Raw genomic sequence first — 26042 nt, 5'->3', positions numbered from 1 at the left:
GGGCCTCTTTCCACACAGTGCTCTGTCACGTTCTTGTCGGCTCGCTCGACTCAGAGGTGAGACGGACGTTCCTGGTCCTGCTCAACCCACTTTCATCACCTCTGTGAAGGAGCCACCGTGACTACTCTGCCGCCAACCATCATCGTCGATCTGCAGGCAAGTATCCGCGGGCGGGTCTGGTCTCCCGCCGACGCCGGTTTCGACGGCGCCCGCCGGCCATGGAACCTCGCCGTCGAGCAGAACGTGTGCGCCGTCGTCGAAGCCGCCGACGCCGACGACATCGTCGACCTGATGCGCTTCGCCCGAGAAAATGGGGTGCCGATCGCCACTCAGCCCAGCGGCCACGGCGCGACGGGCCGAACGGCCGGTGCCATACTGCTGCGCACCACCCGGCTGAACAGGATCGACATCGACGCGGGCCGGATGACGGCGCGGATCGGCGCCGGGGTGCGCTCCGGCGACCTTCAGCGAGCCGCCGCCGTCCATGATCTCACCGCGCTGCCGGGCAGCTCGCCCGTCGTCACCGTCACCGGTGCGGCGCTAGGCGGAGGCCTGAGCTGGTTCGGGCGGTCGTTCGGATGGATGGCTGACAGCGTTCTCGGCTTTGAGGTTGTCGACGCCGACGGCAAGGCCCGACGAGTCACCCCCACCACCGATCCCGACCTGTTCTGGGCGTTGCGCGGGGGCGGCGGCGAGCTCGCCATCGTCACAGCTGTGGAGTTGCAGCTCCGGGCCGCCCCGCAGTTGTTCGGCGGGCGCCAGCTCTGGCCCGCCGTCCATGCCCGCCAGGTTGCGGAGGTCTACCGATCGATCACCGAAGCAGCCCCCGAATCGCTGACTCTATGGTTGGAGCTGCTGAGCTTCCCCGGAGCCGACCCGATGGTCGCGATCGATTCGACCTACCTGGGCGACGAAGCCACCGCCCGACGCCTGATGCACGACACCAGCCTGCTGCCCACACCTCTATCGGACACCCGTGCGCCGATGAGCGTCGCCGACCTGGGGACCATCACGGCGGAGCCCACCGACCCAGCCCCTGGCCAATCACGCGCCGAGCTGCTCACCAGACTCGACGATACTGCGTTGACGGCTCTCCTCGACGAACCGATCTCTCCCCTCATGGCCGTGCAGATCCGCCATCTTGGAGGGGCCCTCGCCCGCCCGAGCGATAGCCCACATGGGGCACTCTCGGAGCCATACCTCGCCTATCTGTTCGGGGTGCCAACAAGCGATGCCGTCGGGGCGTCGATCGTGCGCAAACAAACAGCGCTAGCCGAGGCGTTGCCGACCACCGGACGTAAGCCGGCCACCTTCCTTAACCCCTCGGAACGCCTGGCCGACGCACTTCCGGCGGTTTCGCTTCGACGGCTTGCTCAGCTCAAGAAGGAACGTGACCCCGAGTTCATCGTGCAAGGGAACTTCAGCGTGCTCGGCTGACGGGTGAGCCATCTACTGCCGACCGGTGGCGTGCGCCGCTCCTTTGTTTCTGAACCCCGGCTCAGCCGTTAAGACGCTCAGACATGACAACCGGACTCCGAACCATGGCTCGACCCAGCAACTGGTGATGAGCTTGAAACATCCAGCAGGCGACCAAACAAGTCGACCACACCACTCGATCAGACAGGTCGATCAGACAGGTCGATCAAGACCACCGGGAGGGGCCACGTCATGTCTAACCTCACCAGCCTCGACGCAATCCCGCAGCCGTTGCGACACCGAAAGGGACTGCCGTCGTGAATGTCCTGCAGCTGATAGCGCTCATCGCCGCGACGGGGTCCATGGGCCTGATGGCTGGCGTGTTCTACCTCTATTCCCACGCGATCATGCCCGGCCTCCGGAAGACCGACGACCACACGTTCATCGAAGCGTTCCAACAGTTGGACCGGGCCATCGAGCAACCACGATTCATGCCGGTTGTTGGTGGCGCCTTGGTCTTCCCCGCACTGGCCGGGTTGTTGCACCTCGGCTCCACCTACCGGTCGGTGCTCCCCTGGGTTGTCGCAGCCTTCGTTCTCTACTTCGCCGCGATGGCCATCACCTCGACCGTACATATCCCACGCAACCACGCCATGCGGGCTGAAGTGCCGTTGCCCGCCGGCGCGGATCCGGCCGCTATCCGCGGCCGGTTCGACGAGGCCCGGTGGATCACCTGGAACCTGGTCAGGACAGTTTTGACGACGACGGCGTTCGGGCTGTTGGCTTGGGCTCTCGTCGTACGCGGCGGCATCGGATAGACATGTTCGCGGGATATCCGCCACCGGAGCAGAGCGCCACGACGCCGTAAGCTCACACTCGCAGCAGATCACGTCGTTCCCGTGAAAGGTCAACCAGTGCCGGAGACGTTCGGCGGCGAGTCGGGCACCGCGGCCAGCAGTCCCCGCTCGCGGCAGCCACAACGGCTCGTCGACTCGATGGTGTGGGCGGTCGCGGTCGTCGTCGCTGTGGGTGTGGCCGCACTGTTGACGCAGATCGGCAGCTGGGGCCTCTGGATCGGTGTCATCCTGGCGCTGGTCGTTCTGGGCGGCACCGCCTGCCTACTCGGCATGGTGTGGCGCCGTACCGCGCCGGCGATCATCGTCTGCGTGGCCGGGTTCGCCGCCATGCTCTTCGCCGGGCCCGCGGCCTACGAGCAGTACATGCGGGTGTTCGGGGAACCTCTCTCCGCGCTGGTGGTCCAGGTCCGCGAGCCGGGCCAGCACACCGGACTCAACTCCAGGCGTTGCCATGTCATCGACGAGACCGGTGCGTCGCACCATCTTGATCAGCGGCAGAACTGCTTCGATCACATCGGCGAACAAGAGCTCGTCACCATCTATCAGGACCCGCGCGGCGTACTTCCACCGCGGCTGGACGACACCGGCGAGGACCGTGGCGCCGTCCGGTCGGCGACCGTTGTCGTCGCGGTGAGCCTGTTGGTGCTGACCGGCGCCGTCGTCGTTTATGCGGGGCTCCGGCGCAGACCTGCGCCGGGCTCCGACGTGCGGGACGACGACGGTTCCGACGACTACGGTTCCGACGATGACGGCCTTCTCGACACGAAGCCCGCTGACCCGTCGGCGGCGACCCGGGTGCTCTGGCTCGAGCGGCGAAGCCAGCGCACGGGTGGCCGGGTTTCCGGACCGCCGCTCCAGTCCACCGGTGCCGACGACGCGATCTGGGAAGTGCGAGGGAGCAACGCCGACGTCCTGGTGCCTGAGCACGTCGACATCACCGTCGTCGCCTACCCGGACTGGCAGATCCCCGATGACACCGCTGCACCCGACAACACCGCAGCCAGCGGGAGCTCCGCCGGGTCGCTCGTCCTCTGGGCTGACGCCAACAGACGTGATGTGTTCGCTCGGGTGAACATCGAACCCGCCCCGTCCCGCCGGGCGACGCGCTACGCGGTGACGGATGCCGCTGGCGGATCGCTGGCGGTGGTCACCTATCGGAGGGCGGCGCCGTTGTCCGTGCGCCGGCCCCGCTGGATCATCGAGCTGGCCGGCCGCCCACCCGTCGTCGGGTATCAGGGACGCCTCATGTCCAGGCCCATCCGGTGGCTGACCGCGCCACTGCTGGTTGGCGGCTTCGTCCTATCGCTGATCGTCCTCCAACCAACCGTGCCCGAACGGCTCCCGCCGCATGTGCAATGGCGCGACCGTGGCGAGGTGGTCCTGGCGCATCGGGTGGACCGTCAGCTAGATCAGGCCGGCAAGCTGCACATTGATCGTCCATGGTGGGATCTCAGGGTGGCCGCCGCGGTGGCCACCCTCATCCGTAGGCACGACGCCCGCAAACAGTACCGATGGGATCCGCCGGCCTGAGCGGCGGCAAGCCGCCTACGCCGTCGCTATTGCCACTTTGCAACCGCTTGCAGTACGGTGGCGGGCACACTCCGGTCGCCGTCGATCTATGGATTTAGGGGACACAATGACCTCATCTCTCCACCATGCAGTCAGACGCACCAGTGAACGAGTCACCATCACCGCACTCAGCGCGGCGCTCCTCGGGGCCGCGCTCGCCTTCGCCCCCGCGAACCCACCGGTTGCAGCAGCTCAGCCTGAGCCGGGCGATCGGGTCACGGATCTCGGCGTGGCGATGTACGCTCCCAACGTCCGGCTGTCCGATATCGGGGAACTGGCCGACGGCACCCCCGTCGGGTACCTGTTCTCCGATGGCGAGCCAGTGAGCTTCAACGTCGTCGATCTTCGTACCGGCGAGCTACTCGACACACACGAAATGGCGCCCTATTCGGTAGCTTCGTCGATCGATGTCGCCGACAACGGCACCGTGTACCTCAGTGTGCGCAGTCCTAATGACGGCACACTCTGGCGCTACACCCCGGATTCTCAGGAACTGACTCAGATCGCCACCCGCATCTCCGGCGAAGGGATGCTCCGCACCCTCGACATCGATGGCGACACGTTGTACGGCACCACTTACCCGAACGCCACCGTCTACGCCATGGATCTCGCCAGTGAGGAGATCGTCTCCTTCGGTTCAATCGCACCCGGCAGCGATTACGCCTGGGGGTTAGAGGCCAACGACGGAGAACTTTGGGCCGGGACGGGGACACCCGCCCAGCTGTTCTCGCTGGACCCGGACACCGGAAGCGTCACCCCCATCGAGCTCCCCGCGGGTGTCGCCGAACACGGCGGCTTCATCCAGCGCATCGAGACGTACGACGATATCAAGGTCGTGAGCCACCGTGCGGTCGATGGCGCGACCGCCCACGTACACGACGGCACCGGCTGGGTGGATCAGCTCGCCATCTCCGGAATCTGGCTCTACACCGAGCAGATGGCCGATGGCGCCTTCTACTACCTCGGCTTCGACGGCCTCCCCCGGGCCTACGACGTCGCCACCGGCGAATCCACGCCCGTCGAGATTGCCGACCCGGTTGTCACCGACGCGATCGCGGACACCACACGGCTCTTCCTCGCCGAGCTGGGCACGGACGAGTTCCCGGGGCACACGTTGCTCGGGGTGCGCGCCGACGGCCGCGTGTGGCGGTACAACCTCGCGACGGGCCACGGTGACGTCATGTTCAGCCAGACTCACGGCGCGCCCGTCACCACGATCTCCATCGGCCAGGGCGGTGATGGCGACGTTTACGTCGGCGCCTATCTCAGTCCCGGCGTGATGGCCCGCGTCGATGTGGAGACCGGCGAGATCGAACAGCTCGACGGCCCGGAGCAGGCGGACGCGATCACCGCTCACGGTACGTTCACCGTGGTCAGTACGTACCCGGAGGCCAAGTTCTATGCCGCCGAGCACAGCCAGCCATGGGAGTGGGGAACAAACCCCAGGCACCTGTTCACCCTCGGACGCGCGCAGACCGGCCAGGATCGACCACGCCATATGATCAGCGCTGGCGATCTCGTCGCGGCCGGAACCATCCCCAATTACGGAGAGCTGGGCGGTGCGCTCACCCTCTTCGATCCGGCCACCGGGGAGTACGAGTTCCACCGCGACGTTGTGCCCGACCAGAGCGTGACCGACCTGGCCTATAACGACGGTGTGGTCTACGGCGGCACAACCATCCACGGCGGGCTGGACTCCACTCCCACACAGGACACCGCGGAGCTGTTTGCCTGGGACATCGACGAGGGCCTCATGTACAGCACCCCGATCATCGACGACGCAGAGATCATCAGTTCTCTGGCGTTCGACACCACCGGTGGGCTGTGGGGTATGGCCAACACCGGGGCCCTCTTCCACTACGACACCGATGCCGAGCAGCTGGTGCAGACGATCGACACGGGCTTCCAGCATTCCAACCAATGGGGCACCGGCGCCGATCTCCACCTCAACCCCGCCGACGGTCACCTTTACGGAGCCGCCGGCGGCCGGCTGATCCGCGTCGACACCGAGGACGCCTCCGTTGAGGTCTTGGTCTCCTCCGGCGTGGCCAGATCCACGGTGGCCAACGGTGATGTGTATTTCACCGATACGACGAACGTCTTCCACTACGACGTCGCCACACCCACCATTCACTGCGACGACGAGATCACCGGCACTCATGCCGGGCCGCTGACCGTCACCGCTGGCACGACGTGCATCACTGATGCGACGCTGAGCGGTCCGGTGCGGGTCACCGGCGGGGCTTCACTCGTCGTGAGCGGGTCCACCATCGACGGTCCGGTGCGGGCCGATGGAGCCGACGATGTCGTCGTCCGGGACTCGTCGGTGAATGGGCCGGTATCGGTGAACAACACCAGTGGGACGTTCGTTCTGTCTGGCAACGAAATCTTCGGGCCGCTCGCCTGCGCGGGGAATGCGGAGAAGCCCGACGACGAAGGCAGACCGAACTCGCTGCACGGTCCCGTCAGCGGTCAGTGCACCGTCATCGCCGGCTGACGGCTGGTACACAACGTGAGGGCCCGTCCCACGGTGGGGGCGGGCCCTCAGCCTGTGTCAGGCGCCGTTCATTCCGTGATCGATCACCAGCCGGCGCATTGCCCCGTGGCAGGCCCGTGTACCGAATTGGGTACGCCCGCGTCCACTGGGGCGGGGTCGTTCCCGGAGCAGGTCAGCGGACCGGTCACGGTGTTGTCCGAGATCAGAGGTGCCTGGGAGGTGGTGTTGCCGACGATGCCCAACGGACCGGCGATGAGGTTACGCTCGAGCACGATGCGTCCCGTGCTTTCACCGAGCCGAACCGGTCCGCGGATCTCCGCATCGGAGATGTGCACGAGGACGGCCCCCTGCACCGTCAGCGGGCCCGAGACGTCCGAGTCCACGATGACGATTCCGGCCCCGGACGTCACCGTCACCGGACCGTCGACCACCGCGTCGTCGATACATGTCACACCGTCAGAGATGTTGAGCGGCCCCTCGTGGTTTCCGGTGATGGTGTCAGTGCACTCCGGCGTAGCGGCGGTTCCGAAGGCGAACACGTTGATCGAGTCGGCGAAGTAGATCTGCCCGCGCGCGTCGATCGCCGACTCCCGCACGCCGGACTCCACCAGGATGTCAACCTCGTGCGTCACCGGGTCGATCCGGAACAGCGCGCCACCGGAGTTTCCGTACATGAACCCGTCGAATTCGTTTAGATACAACGACGTCGTCCGGCCCCAAACGTTGCCGGTGGAACGGCCGGTCGATATGCGGTCGAGGACCTCGTGTGTGTGCGGATCGACCACAAAGACGACGCCGGTGTTCGTCAGACCCCAGACCTGACCGTCAGGGCCGACGGTGAGCTGATTGATGATCCGTGCCCCGTCGACCGGCACCTCGTGCCAAACGAGTTCTGACGCATCGACGTCCCACACGAAGTACTCGGCCTCGGATGCGGTCGGCGTACTGTCGATCCCCCCATGGATGGACGTCCCGCCATAGACGAGGCCATCCGCGTAGGCGAGTGCGGTGACCGACTGGCCAGGAATGACGTCGCGATGGAACTCGAAATCTCCGGTCGCGGTGTCCAGCAGCGTCAGCGCACCGCCGACCTGGCCGTAGTCGGGCACGCTACCCACGGCCAGTCGGTCACCGGCGGAGACCATGGCGAAGATACGGTCCTGGTAGTACGGAGCGCCGCGCTCCAGCTGCAGCACGTGCTCCATCCGGCTCCAGGCCCATCCGTCGTCGACCGAGCCGATGTGGACTCCCGCCCCCGGGTACGAGGACACTACGAGTTGGTTGTCATGTGTGACGATCGCGTCGCCCTGCTTAGGTCCACGGCCGTACTCGATCTCGTGGGTGACCGGGTCGATTCTGCTCATCGCACCACTGCTGAGGTAGGCACCCATGTAGACCGCGCCATCCGGACCCACGCCCATCGAGTGCGCTCCCGCTGGGGAGCCGAGCACATCCGCGGGGACAAGCTGCGCCGCCCCGGTTTCGAGGTTGTAGCGCCAGAGATGTCCGTCCGTGTTGAGGCCGACAACGGTTGCCCCCGGGAAGTCGTCACCTGGCACCTCGGTGATGGTGAAGCCATATGTCCCCACGGCATCGGCCATCTCCTCATGAATCCAGGAGTCCTCGAATCCGGTCGAGAACACCTCCTCGGTATCGAGGTCGAAACCGGTGAGAACGTCGCCGGCGAGGAAATAGACCTTGTTGTCGATGACCTCGGAGACCGGCGCGGCGAACGTTCCCTCGATGACGTCGTCGAGCCAGCGTTCCTCCGCCAGGTGGTACACCGCCATATCGAACCCGCCACGTGGAGAAAGCCGGACGAAGGCATAGTCTCCGCGTTCATAGATGTCGATGAACCAGTCGGTGTTCTCCATCACCGCATCCGGCGGAAACATCTCCGAGACCTCACCCGTCCCTGGATTCACCCGGAACAGATGCGGCACCGGCCCGGTACCGGCCCACACCTCGTCGCCGACGATGCCCACCGAGAACACGTACGCGGCATCGTTGGTCAGGCTCCCGAAACTGCGTAGCTCACCCGCGGCCGGGTCATAACCCATCAGCATCGCGTTGGGATAGGTGCCGAAGTACAGCACCCCGTCCGGGCCAAATCCTCCCCCGTACAGCACTCGTTGCCCCTGGAGGTCGACGTCGAGCCGGGTGATCTCCATGGCTGCGGGATCGAAGGTGAAGAGGCCGGCATACGAGCCGGTCCGAGCGGTGAAATACACGGTTCCGTCGTCGTCCTGCAGGATGAAGCCGCCCAGTTCGTATCCTTCGATCGCCTCGGCGTGAAGCTGTTCCCCTTCCATGTCGAGGACGGTGAAGGTCAGTGGCGACCCGTTGGAACTCGCGAAGATCACCTCGCTGCCATCGGGCAGTGTCCCGAACTCGGCTTGACGCACGTTGACCGTGAAGTTCGCCGGACCGAGATCGGTAACCGAGGTGTCGTCGGTCGGCGGCGCAGCTCCGGCCGCAGAACCCAGCACGAGTGAGAAGGCCGCGAAGACCACCCCCACGGTTAATGCGAACATTCGGCGGATCCGAGTAGGCGGGGAAACTTCAGACACGTGGAGCCCCTTTCCGTAGACGTCTGCTCCGGACGCACCGCGGGCTTTTCGTCGTGCGGGAGATGTGCGTCCAGAGCTGTGGGCCGGCCACCCGACGCGCTGCAACCGCTTGCAGGGCGTCCTTGTGCAACAAGGTATCGGCGGCACGGCCTCTTGGCAACCGGTTGCAGCCGTCGTTGTGGGTGCGCATGGCCGGCCGGTGCTCGAATGTGTCCCGTCGCCGCGTGATGGGCGCGTCCAGTGCGTCGTTCGTGGATGCCGACATGAGCCGTCTCCGTCGGCACGATACGACGCACCACTGAAGAACTACGGGACTGTGGCGCCGTAGTCACGCTGCCCGCGAAGGGGACGTTCGCTACTCCCCGTCCGAAACTGGTCGCACCCCAAGCTTCGGAAGCTTGGTGATCAACTGTAGATCCTCGACATTGAAGAAGATCGAGTCATGGGCCACGAGAGGGACCCCGAGATGGATTGCGGTCGCCGCGACCCACCGGTCTGCCTCGTGGTCCTTCTGGCCCAGCCCGTGCCCGGCCCGGATCGCCCATGATCGAAGATCAACGTAGGCGGTGATTAGGTTCGGCGTGGCCCAGACAGTGCGCGTCTGATCTAGCTTGTCTTCCAGCCCTTGACGACGCCTCGCACCCCATCCGGCTAGCGATGCTCCGAACCGGAGTTCGGCGACGGTGACGAATGAGATGATCGTGCGGCGGTCTTCAAGAATCTGCCTGTACCCGCTAGCGAGTGGCTTGCCGCTGGGCGTCATGGTTGCGCCGTACACGCCGGTGTCGACAACGACCGGCCCGCGAGGGGATTCGATCATGCGTTGAGAATGGTCTCCAAGAAGATCCGGTCTTCGTCCTCGGTGAGGCCCTCGATGACCATCTCTTCAAACGGCGGGAACGGCTTAGCCGATTCCAGAATCTCTTCCGGGCTCTCCTCCACCGGCTCAAACTCATGGCGGTGAATACCTGGCTCGGTCATCACGCACCTCCCTTCCTCACCGATCAAGCCTACCGTGCCTGCCCTGGCTGGCGTGTCAGCCCGGGTTCAAATCTGAAGCGCAACACGTAGCCCGTTAGATTCGTCGGTCGCGGCTGTGGGGAACGCGGCCGAGTTCTCCGTCTTTGGGTCGGTAGTTGTCGCCTTTGATGTGACCCGACCCTATTCGGGCATAGTCCGGCCGGGAGAATGTGGGCATGACCGACGCATTCGAGGCACTCCTTGAAGCGGGAGCGTCCGCTGACGTGACCGGGTGGGATTTCTCATGGCTGGACGGGCGGGCCACCGAGGAACGACCCGCCTGGAGGTACGCTCAGCAACTGGCCGACCGGCTGAGCGAGGCGTCCGCGTCACTGGATATCCAGACCGGCGGCGGCGAGGTACTCGCCGAAGCGAAGACCTTTCCCCCCACTGCGGTCGCAACGGAATCATGGCCGCCGAACGTCACCAAGGCCACTCGTTTGCTACATTCGCGTGGCGTGGTCGTCGTGGCCGACCCGGACGAGCCTCCGCTGCCGTTTGCCGATGAGGCCTTCGATCTGGTCACCAGCAGGCATCCCGCGACGATCTGGTGGGAAGAAATCGCCCGCGTGCTCCAGCGTGGCGGAACCTACTTTGCTCAGCACGTGGGACCGGCGAGCGTCTTCGAGCTGATCGAGTTCTTCCTTGGCCCACAGCCCGAGGCCCGCCGAGCACGGCACCCCGACGATGAGACCGCCGCTGCCGAAGCCGCCGGGCTGGAGATTGTCGATCTGCGAACGGCGAGGCTGCGCATCGAGATCCATGACGTCGCGGCTGTGGTCTATTTGCTGCGGAAGGTGGTCTGGTGGGTGCCGGGCTTCACGGTCCAGAAGTATCGCGACCGGCTACGCGATCTCCACGACCTCATCCGGCGGGACGGTCCATTCGTCGCGCATTCCACCCGTCACCTCATCGAAGCCCGGCGGCCGCTGGGCTAGTTTGCGTGGGTTGTCGGCTCATCGTGCCTGGTGGTTCGAGGTTCGTCGCCCCACCCGTTCAGGAATCGTGACCATGGAATCCAGGAACGGGCCAACGCCTGCTGGGCTCCCATCGCACCCGGCCTCACCCCTCACGCGCTAAGGCACTCCCACAAGACCACCATGGTCGAGTTGCGCACACCTGAGATCCTGTCGCATGAACGGCTCGGCCACGAACTCGGCGGAATCGGTGGCCGCGACAGCCATGTGACTCCCGCTATGAGACGCGAACTCCTCGACGGCCTCACCAGCGTATACCGTCAACTCACCGGGGTCCGACACGTGGCCCTGCGATCGCGATCCAAGCGAGTGACTGTCGGCGATTAAGCGAGAGCGAGCGGCCGTTGTTGCGCGCCGTCCCGGTTCAACGACGCCAGCTACTGCGGAACAGCCCGGTTCCTGCTTCAGAGGTCTTCACAAGTGTCGCGCCCGGACGCCACCAGAATTCCCGTAGTAGCCACCGCCACGAATTCGCGGCCTTGATCGTTAACGTAAGTTACGCGTATTGCCGATGACCGACCGACCTCATGCGCGGTCGTCGGCTCGAGGCCAAGTACCAAACCCCGCTCCTCGCCAGGCCCGATAGTCGCGCCCGCAACTTCTTCGCGCCCGGACCACATGAAATCGTCCTCGCCGTACGGCGGTGGCCACTCGCTCCACACCCCAATCGTCTCCAGATCCGTCGGCGTCACTAGCGCGTGAACTAGCTCGACATTGACAGGGTCGTCGATCTCCACAGCTCGAAGTTCGACGGTCGCATCCGAATCATTGGTCAGGACATTGAAGCCGAAGGTCACTGTTTGTCCAGACGCCGATGGAACGCAGATGCGGCTAGAGTCTCCACCTAGCATCAGTGGGCCGCCTTCAGACGGCCCACTTGACAATCCGCAGCCACAGGCTGTTGCCGCGATAAATAGCCAACAGCCCACTAAGCCGCTAGTTCTTTGCAACGAGCCTCCTCACAGCTCCCGAACCAGGCTTTGCGTGTGTGCCACACAATCTGCGCTTTTCCTTAAAATCGAAACGCAACATCACAGTTGAAGTGTAGCCACTCCCGGAAGTAAGGTCGGCCCCAATTGCTCCAGCAATCTTTACGCCAGTGCTCCATGTGACAGCCGTTGTAGAGTCTTGCTCGCCGACAGCGACAATCCAGCCTGGATCGCCGAGCAACTCCCCGACCCGGAGCCGGGCATCTGGGATGAGACCTGGACCCGTCATGTCGTCACGCCGATCGGTGACCTGGGTGTCATCCAGCACAGCGACGGTACGACCGCGGTGCAACTCGCGAACCTGCACGGCGACATCACAGCCCCCATGCCCAACACCACCGGCGCGGACTGGCTCAACACCTACACCGAACACACCGAATGCGGCCAACCCCGCACCACCAGCGGCGAGCCTGCTCGGTACGGATGGTTCGGCGCCAAACAACGCTCCGCCGACAAGCTCGGCGGCCTCATCCTCATGGGCGTCCGCCTCCACAACCCACCACCGGCCGCTTCCTCACCCTCGACCCCATCACCGGCGGAAACGACAACCCCTACACCTACCCACCCGACCCCATCAACAAATACGACCTCGACGGCAAAGCTTGGTTCGTACCTACCGTCACGGGCTGCATCCGCTTCTGCAGAAACATAGCTAAAGGTGCACGTGCAGTAATGCGCGGAGGGTACAATGGTGGGAAATCAGCTGCTCGCAAAATTGGGCATGCCAAGAATAAGTTCAGCAAGGTACATAAGCCCGGAAGAGAATATGGATTAAAATATCAAGGAAGGACGCATGGATGGAAGGCCGCGTACGACAGAAAACATCACGGCTTTAAACGCCTTGGAAACAGGAAACATCTTCAGTTCAACAAGTGGCGACGTGGCATTAAAGGCAAGTCATGGGTGTTCCGAATTCCTCTGCGGAAATAGAGTCACTGGACAGGTGGAAAATGGACAAAGTTGAAGCTAGGAGGATCGCGGAAGAGGTGGCGCAAGACTTGCTCACATGGCCTCCCGTCAAGATTGGCGCGCTACTGGAAGAAGAGGAGCGGCGGGAGGTCGTCGCACCATCTGGAACTGTCTATTCTGTGGTCATAGAGGCTGTGGATGTAGATGAACACATCAATGAGGCGATAGTCTTGGTCATGGTTGATGACGGTGGGTGGTCAGCATTTAAGCCTTTGGTTGAGCAAATCACCGTGCCCATTGTGCTGACATGAGGCGAGTATCTCGAGCCAGATCTAGCCTGAGATTTTCGGGAATGGCTACATCAATTCACAGAGCACTCGGCAAGTGAAACCAGAACCGAACTAGAAAAACAAAATTGGCGGCGGATTTGACTCCGCGCCGCGCGCCGCATCAGCGACTCAAATAGAGCCACACTCATGGAGACTTCCGAGAGTTGGGACAGTATTCCAATCTATTGGACCAACGACGTGAAAAACGATCCGGAGCGACGGATCGAATGGATGACCAAAGAAGACCGGAGCTGAACTGGAGCTCCGGGCCATTCCGGGGTCACGAACATGAGAACGCGCCGGATCGGGACTCTTGGACAGCCATCTAGCCTCATGTGCGGGCCGGGCGCACCTTATGTCTGTGCGTGAGGAAATCCTGACTCGTCAGTCACACTTCGCTGCATCAGGGGCCGAGTGAACCGCCCCGGCATGTCCGGAGACTTTCTAGTTTGAGACTCCGACGGGTGTGAGGTCGTTGCAGTACTCGAAGGGCCGGCGGTGGTTGTATCAGTCGACCCACTCGGCGGTGGCGACCTCGAGGTCCTCGAAGCCCTTCCACGGCCGTCGCGGCTTGACCAGTTCGGTCTTGTACAGGCCGATCACCGACTCGGCCAGGGCGTTGCCATACGACGACCCGACCGCCCCGGTCGAGGGCTTGATCCCGGCATCATCGAGTCGCTCGGAGTAGGCCACGGACAGGTACTGGCTGCCGTGGTCGTGATGCGCGGTCAGGCCGGCCAGGTCCTTGCCCTCGCGATGCCGGGTCCAGATCGCCTGCTCGACCCCATCTAGGACGAGCTGGCTAGTCATCGTGGTCGCCACCGACCAGCCCAGGATCCGCCGGGCGTAGGCGTCGATCACGAACGCCGTGTAGCACCAGCCCGACCACGTCGAGCAGTAGGTGAAGTCGGCCTCCCACAAGCGGTCGGGTGCTAGCGGTGCGAAGTTGCGCTCGACCAGGTCGTGCGGCTTCGGCGCTCTCGGGTCGCTGATCGTGGTGCGCTTTACTTTCCCACGCACCGCGCCGGCCAGCCCGAGTTCGCTCATAAGCCGCTCCACGGTGCACCGCGCGATCGGCGGCGTGTCCACCGGTCGCGCCCGGTTCAGGGTCAGCCAGACCTTCCGGGCGCCATAGACGCCGTAGTTCGCTGCATGCACCGCGGCGATCTTCGGCTTCAGCTCCCCGTCCCGTTGCTCTCGGGCCGTCGGCTTGCGGGAGCGGTGCTCGTAGTAGGTCGCGGGGGCGATCTTGCAGCCCAGCTCGGTGAGCTGCGCGCAGATCGACTCGACACCCCACCGCAGACCATCGCCGTCGCGGACACCGACGTGCTCGTCGATGTAGCGCACGATCAACGCTGTGGCCGGTCGAGCTCGGCCGCAAAAAAGACCGACGCGCTCTTCAGAATCGCGTTGGCGCGCTTGAACTCGGCGTTCTCGCGCTTCAGCTCCGCCGACTCTTCGGTGGTGACACCCGGCCGCTTGCCGGCATCGACCTCGGCCTGGCGGCACCACGTACGCACCGTCTCCGGCGTCCCGATCCCGAGCAACTCGGCGACCTTGCCCCTCGCCGCCCAACCCGACTCATGATCCGCCCGGATCTCAGCGACCATCCGGACCGCCCGCTCACGCAGCTCAGCCGGGTACCTCTTCGACGTACTCCCTGCCATGACTCCATCCTTCCCAAGGAACGGAGTCTCCGGACACGCCGAGGCGGTTCAGACGACGCCACAGCGCTGTGTCTGTCATGGCTCCAACTACCTGTTCCACGGACTACCCAGCGCCCATGGGCGGCGTTCCTCGTTCTCAGACTGGATCTTCGACCCAGCCGTCAGCGGCTGGTTCCCATCACGAGGCAAACGCCTCCCACCACGACCAGTCTCACTCTCAGCCACGCCCTGGCCAGGTTCAGTGCTCCGTGGCCGTGAAAACCAGCAACGGGCCAACGCCTGCTGGGCACCGATCGCGAACGGCCTGACACCCCATGGCCTGCGGCATTCCCACAAAACCCTCATGGCCGAAATCCGCACACCTGAGGTTTTGTCACATGAGCGTCTCGGACACGAACTCGGCGGCATCGGCGCCCGCTACAGCCACGTGACCCCGGCCATGCGAGAAGAACTCGTACACAGTCTGACGGACCACTGGGCCGAGGCGCTTCAGACGCGAGCAGCCATGCACCCGCACCCCCACCGTCGCCGTGCTCGACGAACTACTCAAAGCCCGCAGCTAGCACTGGAAGAGACGAACAAGATCGTCTCCCAATACTCTCCCAATCCTGGGTCCCGGCTCCCGCAACAGAACGCCGGAACCGGCTCTGACACTGCCGAAATGTGTGGTGGGCGATACTGGGATCGAACCAGTGACCTCTTCGGTGTGAACGAAGCGCTCTCCCGCTGAGCTAATCGCCCGGGTGCGAACAGAACCATACCTCACGCCGGGTACCCGGATCGAACTGACACCCCAACTGATCGGCGCCATGTCCGCACCAGACGTGACCTGCGCCACAGTGACGAAATCGTGACCTTGGATGCGTCAGAAAAGGGTTGCCGCTCCGTCTTATCGGGCATGGAACGCTCGATGGTCTCCCACCCGATGACCCTGCGGCTGCTGAGTGGCCCGACCGGCGCTCGTCCCCTGCCCGCAGAGTTTCACTACTCTCCGCACGACCCACTTGCGGTGACGGTCAACTTCGACACGACCTCGGAGTCCCCCGTCCGCTGGGTCTTCTCGCGTGACCTGCTGGTCGACGGCTTGGACCGGAAGACCGGGCTCGGTGACGTGTCGATCGGGCCGGTCGAGGACGACGACGGGATGCCGTGTGTCCAGATTCGGCTGAGCTCACCGGACGGCGACGCACACATCCTTGCCCCGGCCCGGCAGGTCGAGGAGTTCGTCACCCGCACCTGGCAGCTGGTGCCTCCAGGCACGGAGTCGTCACACCTCGACATCGATCTGGCTCTCGACTCGTTGTTGAACGGGGCATGAGGGAAGAATCGTTGTTGCTGACTGTTTTCGGACTGGCTGTTGTGCGCAACGGCGGGTGCGGTCTAACGTCGGCCCACCCGATAACCGTCCTCGATGAGGTAGGCCGTGACTTTCAGCCACGACGTACAACACGCGCTCGGCATGGTGGTCGACCTGGTCAACACCGCCCCTGAAGGCGCTGACCAGGAGCTGCTCCCCGATGTCGAAGCGCTGCAAGGTTTCGTCGCCGACCATGTGATCAGCGACGTCGGCCCCCTCACCGACGCCGACCTTGAGCATGTCCGGGCGCTTCGCCCCAGATTCCGGGAGATTTTTCTCGCCGAGGACACCGAACATGCCTCGGCTCTCGTCAACGAGTTGCTCGCTACCACCCGGTTGTGTCCTCGCCTGACCAACCACGACGGCTATGACTGGCACATGCATTACTTCGCCCCCGGTGCCGCGCTGGCCGAACACTTGCTGACCGACGGGGGCATGGCGCTGGCGTTCGTCGTGGTCGCCGGAGAGCATGAACGGCTACAGACCTGCGCAGCGCCGGATTGTCGGCGGGTCCTCGTGGATCTGTCCCGCAACCGGTCGAAGCGGTACTGTGACAGCCGCACCTGCGGCAATCGTCTTCATGTGGCCGCCTATCGCGAGCGTCGCCGCGCCGCCGGGTGAGTCCAGTTCCACCCCCGCCGCTACGGCTCCGGCGTCACCACTTCACGTCGTTGGAAAGCATCCAGTGCCGCCTTCGTGACCGGACCTGGTGCCGCCAACTCACGCCGCCCGGCGTCGTCGATCACGGCCGACACGGGTTGGATGTCCCGGACCGACGAGGTGAGGAAGATCTCGTCGGCGGTGCGCAGCACCTCAACCGGTAGGTCGACTTCCTCGGCCTGCGTCCATTCCAGTACAAGCGCGCGGGTGATGCCGGCCAGGCAACCGGTGGCCAGCGACGGCGTCACCAGACGACCATCGACGACGACGAAGATGTTGCTGCCGGTGCCTTCACAGAGTCGGCCCTGGGTGTCGGCGACGATCGCCTCCCCTGCACCGAGTTCGTGTGCACGCTCCAACGCGATCACGTTCTCGGCGTACGACGTGCTCTTCAACCCGGCTGTCGCGCCACGCTCGTTACGCGGCCACGGCACCACCGCGATGCTGGTGGTCGACGGATACGGCTCGACGACGGTGCAGGCCACCATCAGGGTAGGGCCGGCGTCGCCGCGGGCGGAGCCCAACGGACCGACGCCGCCGGTGTAGGTGATGCGGATGCGGCCCAGCGGCGGACGTCCGAACTGATCCAGCACCTCCTGACACGCGGCACGCACGGCTGCCCGGTCCGGCGCGGGCAGGCCCAGGCCGGTGGCGGATCGTTCGAGCCGTTCGAGATGTCGTTCCAGGGCAAACGGCACGCCGTTCACCACCTTCGCCGTCTCGAACACGCCGTCACCGACGGTCAGGCCGTGGTCGAGCGCGTTCACTGTCGCGTCGGCCGCTGGTTTGAGGTCACCGTTCACCCAGATCAACACGTGGCCAAGCCTACGAGACGTTCGGCCTTGAGTTCCGTCTCGGCCCACTCCCGCGCGGCGTCGGATCCCCATGTGATCCCGGCCCCGGTGCCGAACTTCAACGCACCGTCCTCTGCCCAGAACGTGCGGATCCCGACGGCGAGCTCACCGTCGCCGGTGTCTGCGTCGACCCATCCGATCGCGCCGCAGTACGGACCGCGTGGCACCGGTTCGAGGTCGGCGATCGCCTGTAGTGCACTCGACTTGGGCGCCCCACTGACCGACCCGGGCGGGAACGTCGCCTCCAGCAGCTCGGGCCACCCCACCCCAGGAGCCAGCTCACCTTTGACCGTGGACACCAGGTGCACCAGGCCAGGGTGTTTCTCGACGCTCAGCAGTCCCTCCACGGCTATGCTGCCGGTCTTGCTGGCCCGGGAGAGGTCGTTGCGCACGAGGTCGACGATCATGATGTTCTCGGCGTCATCTTTCGCGGTCAGATCGTCGACGGTGCGGCCGGTGCCTTTGATCGGAGACGACCACACCACCCCGCCGCGACGGCGCAGGAACAGCTCTGGAGATGCCGTCACGACCTGCGCTCCGGGCACCTGGATCAGGCCCCCGAAGGGTGCGTCGTGCCGCTCGGCCAGCCGTACCGCCAGCGGCACCAACCCCGGCTCCCCCGCCTCCGGCAGCGCCGCCCGCAGAACCCGGCAGACGTTCACCTGGTAGACAGTTCCGGCAGCGATCCGCTCGCGGACGTCGTCGACGGCGGCCATGTACGCCGCGCGATCCATCGACGTCGTCCACTGCTCGGCCCGCGGCCCACGCCAGGGGTGCTCACCGGCCCACCCCGCTAGTGGCCTGCGCTCCCAACGGCCGAACCGCGCACACGTGACCCGACCCTCGAAGGTGACGACCACGGCCCAACGGCCGCTGCCCTCCAGCACCTCAGAGCGGTCGGAGACCTCCTCGAGCTCGGTGGCCAGCATCCCGCCCACATGGGCGACCGGCCAGGCCCGCGCGCCATCGTCGCTCACGCTTTGCGACGCTACACCCCGCGTGGCGGCTGCGTCGCACACCGGATGTGTGCCGCCAGGTCGGCCCGCTCGCCGCCGACACCCCGCCGGCACCCCGTTTGGCCTCGGTGGCTCGGATGCGTTAATGTTCTATCGCACCCCGGATCACCGGCCACGACCGGTCGATCCGGAGGGCATGCGGACGTGGCGCAGCTGGTAGCGCATCACCTTGCCAAGGTGAGGGTCGCGGGTTCGAATCCCGTCGTCCGCTCGGAGCGAGGCCTAAGTCGGCCTCACCTCGGTGGAGTGGCCGAGAGGCGAGGCAACGGCCTGCAAAGCCGTCTACACGGGTTCAAATCCCGTCTCCACCTCGCTGCACACCAGCAGTCGGCACACCCGACGCGGGCGATTAGCTCAGTGGGAGAGCGCTACCTTGACACGGTAGAGGTCACTGGTTCAATCCCAGTATCGCCCACCACACGTGGTGCCAGGTTAGCCCCGGTTTTCGGACCGGGGCTTTGCTCTTGTTCGGGGCGGCGCCTCTTGCCGCGCACTTGTCCGGCTCTTCAGATCTCAGCGGGGTGCTTGGTGCGCTGAACGCTCGCTGGAAACCGGCATCTGGGCCGATCGAACGAGGACTCACCGCACCAAGCCGGTTGCTTCCCAACATGACGAACGTCCAACGAACCCACAACCCCGCTGAAGTCCGAAGAGCCACTTGTCCGGCACTCCGCCAACCCGGCTGTTGGCCATGCTGCGTGTCCGGTCTCGAGCGCCCCCCGCGCGTGCACCTGATCTCCGTTTTGTCACCTGATCTTTCCCTGGGGCGATCAGGTGTACCAACGACGCGTCCCGGCACGGTGTGCTGCACCTGATCGCCTCCACCATGCGGACGCGCGGCGATCAGATGCGTCAACGCGGCCTGCCGGTCAGTTGATGCATCTGATCGTCACGCCCGGTGTCGACCGCGCGATACGCGAACAACGACGAGCCACCCCAGCACCAGCACCAACACCACGAGCACAACATCCCCGGCCGGACCCCCGATGACCGACCCACTCGCCGGACCCCGCTCGCCGGACCCGCCACCGATCGCTGACCGGACACCTGCTGCCGATCAGATGCACAACCCGCCCTCAAAGCGCCGATCGTGCATCTGATCGCCGCGCGTCCACATCACGGGACGCGATCAGATGCACCACACCGCGCCGACACCCGCCGTTGGTACACCTGATCGCCCCAAGCAAAAAGATCAGGTGGCAAAACGGAGATCAGGTGCACAACGGGGGGCATCAGTTGGGGTTATGGCCTATGACTGCCGGTGTTAGGCCCTGAGATGGATCGTCGGAAGAATTCTCGGAGTTTCCTACAGTTGTCTATTGTGACTTTCCGCCGCAATTGTGATGTTGCTTACAAAGCGGAAGGAGAGTCGCCTTATGCCTACCCCCCTCCTCGGGCGCAGACCGCGTCGAGCACTACAGGCGGCCGTGCTGGGCGTCGCCATGGTACTCATGTCGCTCGGCTCGGCCGGCCCGTCAATCGCGCAGAGCGACGAGCTCGACGTGGACGAGGTGTCGCACAGCAAATACATCCGATCAGTAGCCAACGTGCCGAGGCAGGAAGCAGTCGATAACGACTGGCACACCGACATCGCGTTCTGGGGTAACTACGCCTATCAAGGCAGTTACGGCGGAGTCACGATCTATGACATCACTCAGCCGCATCGGCCCACGGTCGTTGGACTGGTGCATTGTCCTGGCGGGCAAGGTGACGTTTCCATTAGCCCGGATGGCGACCTCCTGTTCGTGTCGGTCGACTATCCCCGCACGGACGACGTCTGCGGGAGCCCACCGACGTCGCCGGCCAATCCGACCGGGTGGGAGGGCATTCGGATCTTCGACGTCAGCGACGTCGGCAACCCGCACTACGTCACGTCGGTGCGGACGGACTGCGGATCGCACACCCACACGCTCGTCCCGGGCACCGGCAACGACGAGATCTACCTCTACATCTCGTCGTATGGCCCGGCGCCGGTGTTCCCCCACTGCCAGCCGCCGCACGATTCGATCTCGATCATCGAGGTCCCGCTCGACAACCCGGCTGACGCATCGGTGATCGCCAAGCCCATCCTCTTCCCCGACGGCGGAGCACCCCGCACGTCGGGCTGCCACGACATCACGGTCTTCCCCGAGGAGGATCTCGCGGCCGGCGCCTGTATGGGTGAGGGCATCCTGATGGACATCACCGATCCCGCGGATCCGTACGTGATCACCAACATCACCGACGCCAACTTCGCGTTCTATCATTCGGCGACGTTCACCAATGACGCGCAGCGAGTGGTGTTCACCGATGAGTTGGGTGGCGGCGTGGCTGCCACCTGCAACGAAGCCGTCGGCCCGCACCACGGCGCCAATGCGATCTATGACATCGTCGGCGAGGGCGACGACCGAGAACTGGTCTTCCGCAGCTACTACAAGATCCCTCGCCACCAGCAGAGCACTGAGAACTGCGTCGCACACAACGGTTCGCTGGTCCCCGTCAAAGGCCGCGACATCATGGTGCAGGCGTGGTACCAGGGCGGCGTGTCGGTGTGGGAGTTCACCGACCCGGACAACCCGGTCGAGATCGCCTATTGGGAGCGCGGCCCGCTGAGCACCGACGTACTCCAGGTCGGTGGTTCATGGTCGGCGTATTGGTACAACGGCTTCATCTACTCCAGCGACATGATCAAGGGACTCGACGTCCTCAAACTCACCGGCCTCCAAGGTGTGCCCAGCGCCAATCGGATCAAGTTCGACCTCCTGAACGCACAAACCCAGTACCGCTACGCGCACTGACCCCGCCATCTACCGGGCTACCGGGTCCCGGCGGCCGCCCTCGCCGGGACTCGGCCTATCAACTTCGTCGACCTCATCGACACCGGCCACTTCGGTCGCATCTATCCGTGGCCGGATAAGAAAGGACAGGCGCACCATGAGGTTTCGGAAAGCTACAGGTGCGGCGTTGATCGTCGCGGGCGTATTCGTTGCGGCGTCGGCGTCCGCGACGACGGCTCAACACTCCCCCGTCGCGTCGCCGGACCCGTCCCCTTCGGCCGTGGTGTCGACGCAGACCGCGCCGAACTCCGCGGACATGATGTTCGTCGCCATGATGATCCCGCACCATTTCCAGGCACTCGTGATGAGTGAGTTGGCTCCCGGGAGGTCACATGATGACGAACTGCTCGCGATGGCCAACCGGATCGACGTGGAACAAAGCGTCGAGATCGGCTCTATGCAGGGCTGGCAGGGTCGCAATTCCCTTGAGGTCACCGATGCACAGCAGGCTTACGAGGAGATGCTCCATCACCCGGAACATCTCGAACATATGGGTATGGCCTCTCCCGCCCAATTAGCAGAGCTCAGCGCGGCCCAGGGCACCACCTTCGACGTGTTGTTCCTTCAGCTGATGATCCGGCACCACGAGGGTGCGGTCAGGATGACGATCGACGTCATCGTCAACGGCAACGATCAGTTCATCCAACAGGTCGCCACCGACATGATGACGACGCAAAATACGCAGATCCACCAGATGGAAACGATCCTGGCCAACAAGACACCATGACTGGCCCACAAGACGAATAGAGCGGCGGGAGAAGGAGTAGCGCTTGGGTGGGTCGCCCGCTCAGACGTTGTCGGCCGGGTGATGCCGGGTGGTCTAGGCTTCCGGCCATGGCACGGATCCTCATCACCGGCATGTCGGGTGCAGGGAAGACGACGGTACTCGATGAGCTGAGCCGGCGCGGCCATCACACCGTCGACACCGACTACGACGGCTGGAAGCAAGCCGACGGAACCTGGGACGAGGCGAAGATGAGCGCGCTCCTCACCGAGCACGAGGATGTCGTCATCTCGGGGACCGTCGAGAACCAGGGCCACTTCTACAGCCGTTTCGAGCACGTCGTCCTGCTGACCGCTCCGATCGAGGTCCTGATCGACCGGGTGACCAACCGCACGAACAGCCCGTACGGCCGTACCACCGAACAACAGACGGAGATCCGCCGGTACACCGCGGAGGTCGAACCGTTGCTGCGCCGCGGCGCCAGCGTCGAGCTTGACGGCCGCCGCCCGATCACCGAGCTGGCGGACGAGATCGAGAACCTGCTGTGACACGTGCCAGCACACGCGGCCGCGAGGCGACGCATCGAACGGACCCGCATGCCCACATAGGCCCGATATGCCTATGCTGACCCGGAACCGTTAGACATATCACGTCCACGCGGCAGGTCGTTTCACGCTCAGCCCCGGCCCAGACCTCGGAGGAAGCAGATATGCACGACTTGTACGGGGGCGGCCCGGCCGTCGGCATCGATCCCGATGCCCTGGATGAGCTCATCACGCACGCTGGTCAGGCCGCCGAGAACGTCGAGGAGTTCGTCTCCGACTTCCGTGGGCGCTTCCTCGCCAATGGTGTTTCCACCACCAACATGGGGCAGCTCGAGCAGGTGGCGGAGTGGGTCCGTGACCAGCTTCCGATGCTGGAGCGACGCCGGGACATCGCCAGCCTCGCCGCCGAACAGCAAGGGGTTTCCTTCGTTACTGCCGGAGCTGGCGAGTTGGCCTTCGACACCGCCGACGAGGCAGCCCGGCAGGCCCGCGAAGACGCCAGCCAGTATATGGACGGCGTCCGGCCGGGTGACACGATCCCTGATGAGGTCTACCAACTGCTCATGGAGCACAACGGCGACCCCGACTACGTCGAGGCGTTCTTCAACGCCATCGGCGGACGAGGCGTCGCCGCGCTACGCGTCGGCGCGCTCGACCGGGACAGCGACGACGGCTATGACCGCGCCAAACTCGTCCCGCTCTCCTACGCCCTCGGAACCGCGAGTCACCGCATCGACTTCAGCGACCCGCAGTGGATCGAGGACTACGTCGGGCATAAGGCGCCGGGCAACACCAACGTCATCGCCCCGCTGCTGCGCTACGGGCACTTCAACGACAACTTCCTGCATTATGCGATGGACGAGCTCGAGGACATCCCGGCGCCGACCATGGAAGATGCCGAGGCGATCATGCTGGCCTTGGCCCGGCATCCCACGGCCGCGGCGAACTGGTTCAAGGACAATACCCGCCGGGCCGACATGTACATGCAAGGCCGCAGCTTCCTCATGGGCAACGCGGACGTCCGCGCGGCGTTCACCAGCATCATGAACTCCGCCACCATCCGGGCCCGGCGGTTCGATGAGGGGCTGGCCGACGAGACCACCCGGCTGCTGCTGGAGACAGTGGACGGCTGGGGCCGTGAGCACGCCATGACCGAGATCCAGCAATGGTTCGGTGAACTGATCGAACACCACATCGACGACCTCTACGACAGCGTCACCTCTCCGGCACCGTCGTACTTCGACGACCCCGACGGCAACCGTCCCGGTGTGGAAGCACCTCCCGCCTGGTGGGTGAGCCTCGCCGAGGAGGCCATGCGCGACATGGACACCGCGGCGTTCCTGTCCGCCGTATTCCAGAACCAGTACGAGTCCAACCGCTCCCGCTGGCTCGGTGTCACCGACGGCGACAACCCGGACGCCAACAACTTCTCCCTCGCCCAGAGCCGTTACTTCGCCGACTGGTTCCTGACGCGGGGCGAGAACGTCCGCGAACAGCTCGGCATCGAGGTCGACGAGTGGAACAAGCGGATGGAGACGGCCATCGACATCCTGTTCGTCGGCGCGGATCCGAAAGGGCTCCTCAAAGACCTGTCCAAACGGGGGCTCAAGGCGTTCCTCCAGCAAGACAAACCCGACTACGACGTCGACGCCGCATGGGCGGACAGCCTCGAACACAGCCTGCATTTCGACGCCTCGGACATCTACTCGAAACGCCGCCTCGACGACGGTTCGCTGCCGGAGGTCACCATCGACCGCGGCAACGGGCCGATCACCTTCAACGGCGACCCGTCGACGTATGAGGACCGGCACGGTGGCCGTTTTGTCGCAGATGACGGCAGCATCATGTCGCTAGAGGAGATCGAGGAGCATGGCGGCATGCGGGCCTATCTGGAATGGATCCAAGACCCGGCGGTACAGAACATGTTCTGGGACGACTTCAGCGCTCAGTTGCCTAGCCATCTGACCAACAACTGAGGCGCGCCGAGAGCGCGGGACGTGTCATCGCCAGTCGTCGGGCAGTTCCATCGCGACGATGAGCATCTCGGCGTCGTCGGCGTCGGAATCGCCGTATCCACGGGTTTGACCGACCGCATACAGCCGCCCGTCGTCGATGGCGACTCGGGTGACGTGTGCCATCGCGGTTGCCGCCCGGCCGTCGTGAATCACAACAGCGACATCACCGTAGGGGCTCCGGTCGGCGTCGAGGTCGAAGGAGCCGTCGGCTCGCGGCCCGCGCACGATCTTCGCCGCGACGTCCTCCGCACCGTCGGTGAAGTCTCCCGACCAGTCGAAAGCGCCAACGTCCACGATCTGACTACTGAACGTGCTCTGGACGCCAACGAGCACCTCACCCGACGTGTCCAGATCTCCCCCGGCCTCCCACCCACCGCCGAACTCCCGCGCATCGCGCTCGTCATCGAATGGTGCGTCCGGAGCTTCCCTGTCCGCGGGGCCGACGACCGACGCCACCGAGCCGTCGTCGCCTATACGCAGGATGCCGTCGGAACTGCCGATGAAGATCCCGGCTTCGCCCGCCGCCAGCGCGCCTCCTCGACCTATTGCTCGCAGGGGCAGGTCAACGGCGGTGACGCCCTCCGGTGGCGTCGTTCGCAAACCAACCAGCTCGTGTCCATCCACGGCGGTTTCCGACGCCCCGGCCACGTGTTCGACCTCGCCGCCTACTAGGCGGTTGATGCGGACCAAGGGCGGTTCCGCCCCGTCGGGACCGGCGCCCAGGAAACTCTCCGTCCAGATCGGGTGCCCGTCGGCATCGACGGCTAGTCCTTGGATACTGCCGTCGGTGACCAAGGCGTCGGAATTCTCGGCGGCACCGCTGTCCACACTAACGATCAGCGCTTCGTCAGGGTCGGTGTCCAGACGGCGGATCTCATTCTTCGACGCGGCATACACCTCACCAGCCGGGCCGGCCGCCACGTACTGAGCGGCTGGGAAGTCCAACGGCTGGTGGGTCACGGACCCATCCGGGGCCACCGTCACCAGGCGCCGGTCGCCCCCGGTGCTGGCCAGCAGGTACACCATGCCATCGGCGACCGCGAGATCAACCGCCACGCCACCGAGCCGGACATCCTCGCCGGTGGTGCCCTGTGGATCGTCGCCACCCCCGGCCACCAGCTCGAGATCCGAAGAACCACCACCGAACAGACCACATCCGGCAAGGAGTATCGGCAAGGTCAGCGCACCCACCAGCCGCCGCGGTCGTCGACTCATGGTGTCAGAGTCTGACATACCCGGCCTCGACTGAAGTTGA

General features: G+C 64.8%; 21 protein-coding genes and 4 tRNA genes. 16 read left to right on the top strand and 9 right to left on the bottom strand.

What is annotated here, in order from left to right; genetic code table 11:
- Nucleotides 1-117 precede the first annotated feature (117 nt).
- From G8760_RS19080 to G8760_RS19065, 4 genes are all read left to right on the top strand, one after another.
- Nucleotides 118-1437 carry an FAD-binding oxidoreductase gene (locus G8760_RS19080; protein ID WP_207782507.1) on the top strand — a complete coding sequence of 440 codons (1320 nt, stop codon included), beginning with the start codon at nt 118-120 and terminating at the stop codon, nt 1435-1437.
- 296 nt (nt 1438-1733) lie between these two features.
- The gene (locus tag G8760_RS19075) at nt 1734-2234 is read left to right on the top strand and encodes an anthrone oxygenase family protein (RefSeq protein ID WP_207782506.1); all 501 of its coding nucleotides are present in this window, start codon (nt 1734-1736) and stop codon (nt 2232-2234) included.
- A gap of 81 nt (nt 2235-2315) precedes the next feature.
- The gene (locus G8760_RS19070) at nt 2316-3803 is read left to right on the top strand and encodes a hypothetical protein (protein ID WP_166354063.1); all 1488 of its coding nucleotides are present in this window, start codon (nt 2316-2318) and stop codon (nt 3801-3803) included.
- 106 nt (nt 3804-3909) lie between these two features.
- On the top strand, nt 3910-6339 hold the full coding sequence (locus tag G8760_RS19065; protein WP_166354061.1) for an NHL repeat-containing protein: 2430 nt from the start codon (nt 3910-3912) through the stop codon (nt 6337-6339).
- A gap of 83 nt (nt 6340-6422) precedes the next feature.
- On the opposite strand, the gene G8760_RS19060 is transcribed toward G8760_RS19065, so the two are convergent.
- The 3 genes from G8760_RS19060 to G8760_RS19050 all read right to left on the bottom strand — a co-directional run bounded on the left by G8760_RS19060 (nt 6423) and on the right by G8760_RS19050 (nt 9890).
- A complete protein-coding gene (locus G8760_RS19060; RefSeq protein ID WP_166354059.1) occupies nt 6423-8909 on the bottom strand; it encodes an NHL repeat-containing protein in 2487 nt (828 codons plus the stop codon).
- A 355-nt stretch (nt 8910-9264) separates the two neighbouring features.
- Nucleotides 9265-9729 (bottom strand): PIN domain-containing protein, encoded by a 465-nt coding sequence (locus G8760_RS19055; RefSeq protein WP_166354057.1) that lies wholly within the window; start codon nt 9727-9729, stop codon nt 9265-9267.
- Complete coding sequence (locus tag G8760_RS19050) at nt 9726-9890, bottom strand: hypothetical protein (RefSeq protein WP_166354054.1); 165 nt, start codon at nt 9888-9890, stop codon at nt 9726-9728. The genes G8760_RS19055 and G8760_RS19050 overlap by 4 nt, the downstream gene beginning before the upstream one ends.
- 215 nt (nt 9891-10105) lie before the next feature.
- Between G8760_RS19050 and G8760_RS19045 the strand changes: the two genes are divergently transcribed.
- Entirely contained in the window at nt 10106-10867 is a 762-nt protein-coding gene (locus G8760_RS19045; RefSeq protein WP_166354052.1) for a class I SAM-dependent methyltransferase, read from the top strand.
- Between the two features lie 443 nt (nt 10868-11310).
- Here the strand turns inward: G8760_RS19045 and G8760_RS19040 are convergent, their stop codons facing one another.
- The gene (locus G8760_RS19040; protein WP_166354050.1) at nt 11311-11703 is read right to left on the bottom strand and encodes a hypothetical protein; all 393 of its coding nucleotides are present in this window, start codon (nt 11701-11703) and stop codon (nt 11311-11313) included.
- A 331-nt stretch (nt 11704-12034) separates the two neighbouring features.
- Here G8760_RS19040 and G8760_RS19035 point away from each other — a divergent pair, with 331 nt between their 5' ends.
- Nucleotides 12035-12547 (top strand): hypothetical protein, encoded by a 513-nt coding sequence (locus tag G8760_RS19035; protein WP_166354048.1) that lies wholly within the window; start codon nt 12035-12037, stop codon nt 12545-12547.
- Between the two features lie 247 nt (nt 12548-12794).
- Complete coding sequence (locus tag G8760_RS19030) at nt 12795-13115, top strand: hypothetical protein (RefSeq protein WP_166354045.1); 321 nt, start codon at nt 12795-12797, stop codon at nt 13113-13115.
- Between the two features lie 525 nt (nt 13116-13640).
- Here G8760_RS19030 and G8760_RS19025 read toward each other — a convergent pair.
- A protein-coding gene (locus tag G8760_RS19025) for an IS3 family transposase (protein WP_246222609.1) occupies nt 13641-14800 on the bottom strand; the annotation gives its coding sequence in 2 pieces (ribosomal slippage) (nt 13641-14512 and nt 14512-14800; 1161 coding nt in all).
- A gap of 666 nt (nt 14801-15466) precedes the next feature.
- Nucleotides 15467-15541 (bottom strand) — tRNA-Val (locus G8760_RS19020).
- A 169-nt stretch (nt 15542-15710) separates the two neighbouring features.
- Here G8760_RS19020 and G8760_RS19015 point away from each other — a divergent pair.
- Complete coding sequence (locus G8760_RS19015; RefSeq protein WP_166354043.1) at nt 15711-16118, top strand: SsgA family sporulation/cell division regulator; 408 nt, start codon at nt 15711-15713, stop codon at nt 16116-16118.
- A gap of 105 nt (nt 16119-16223) precedes the next feature.
- Nucleotides 16224-16778, top strand: coding sequence for a CGNR zinc finger domain-containing protein (locus G8760_RS19010; RefSeq protein WP_166354041.1), 555 nt, complete (start codon nt 16224-16226; stop codon nt 16776-16778).
- A 20-nt stretch (nt 16779-16798) separates the two neighbouring features.
- Here the strand turns inward: G8760_RS19010 and G8760_RS19005 are convergent, their stop codons facing one another.
- Nucleotides 16799-17632: an aminotransferase class IV gene (locus G8760_RS19005; RefSeq protein ID WP_166354039.1), complete on the bottom strand. Its 834-nt coding sequence runs from the start codon at nt 17630-17632 to the stop codon at nt 16799-16801.
- Nucleotides 17626-18600, bottom strand: coding sequence for a chorismate-binding protein (locus tag G8760_RS19000; RefSeq protein WP_166354204.1), 975 nt, complete (start codon nt 18598-18600; stop codon nt 17626-17628). Before G8760_RS19000 ends, G8760_RS19005 begins: the two co-directional genes overlap by 7 nt.
- A 225-nt stretch (nt 18601-18825) precedes the next feature.
- On the opposite strand from G8760_RS19000, the gene G8760_RS18995 reads away from it, so the two are divergent.
- The 7 genes from G8760_RS18995 (at nt 18826) to G8760_RS18965 (ending at nt 24748) form a co-directional block, all read left to right on the top strand.
- A tRNA-Gly gene (locus G8760_RS18995) sits at nt 18826-18898 on the top strand.
- 29 nt (nt 18899-18927) lie between these two features.
- A tRNA-Cys gene (locus G8760_RS18990) sits at nt 18928-18998 on the top strand.
- Nucleotides 18999-19030: 32 nt separating this feature from the next.
- Nucleotides 19031-19105: transfer RNA gene (locus G8760_RS18985), tRNA-Val, on the top strand.
- Between the two features lie 958 nt (nt 19106-20063).
- On the top strand, nt 20064-21464 hold the full coding sequence (locus G8760_RS18980; RefSeq protein ID WP_166354036.1) for an LVIVD repeat-containing protein: 1401 nt from the start codon (nt 20064-20066) through the stop codon (nt 21462-21464).
- 136 nt (nt 21465-21600) lie between these two features.
- The gene (locus tag G8760_RS18975; RefSeq protein WP_166354034.1) at nt 21601-22230 is read left to right on the top strand and encodes a DUF305 domain-containing protein; all 630 of its coding nucleotides are present in this window, start codon (nt 21601-21603) and stop codon (nt 22228-22230) included.
- Nucleotides 22231-22337: 107 nt separating this feature from the next.
- Nucleotides 22338-22775: an AAA family ATPase gene (locus G8760_RS18970; RefSeq protein ID WP_166354032.1), complete on the top strand. Its 438-nt coding sequence runs from the start codon at nt 22338-22340 to the stop codon at nt 22773-22775.
- A 161-nt stretch (nt 22776-22936) separates the two neighbouring features.
- Nucleotides 22937-24748: a hypothetical protein gene (locus tag G8760_RS18965; protein ID WP_166354030.1), complete on the top strand. Its 1812-nt coding sequence runs from the start codon at nt 22937-22939 to the stop codon at nt 24746-24748.
- 24 nt (nt 24749-24772) lie between these two features.
- Here the strand turns inward: G8760_RS18965 and G8760_RS18960 are convergent, their stop codons facing one another.
- Nucleotides 24773-26002, bottom strand: coding sequence for a hypothetical protein (locus G8760_RS18960; protein ID WP_166354028.1), 1230 nt, complete (start codon nt 26000-26002; stop codon nt 24773-24775).
- Nucleotides 26003-26042 lie beyond the last annotated feature (40 nt).

The organism is Phytoactinopolyspora limicola (genome assembly GCF_011320225.1).
Classification (GTDB): Bacteria; Actinomycetota; Actinomycetes; order Jiangellales; family Jiangellaceae; genus Phytoactinopolyspora; species Phytoactinopolyspora limicola.
Note: the sequence above shows the minus strand (reverse complement) of the source record. Positions and strands in the feature narration are given on the sequence as shown.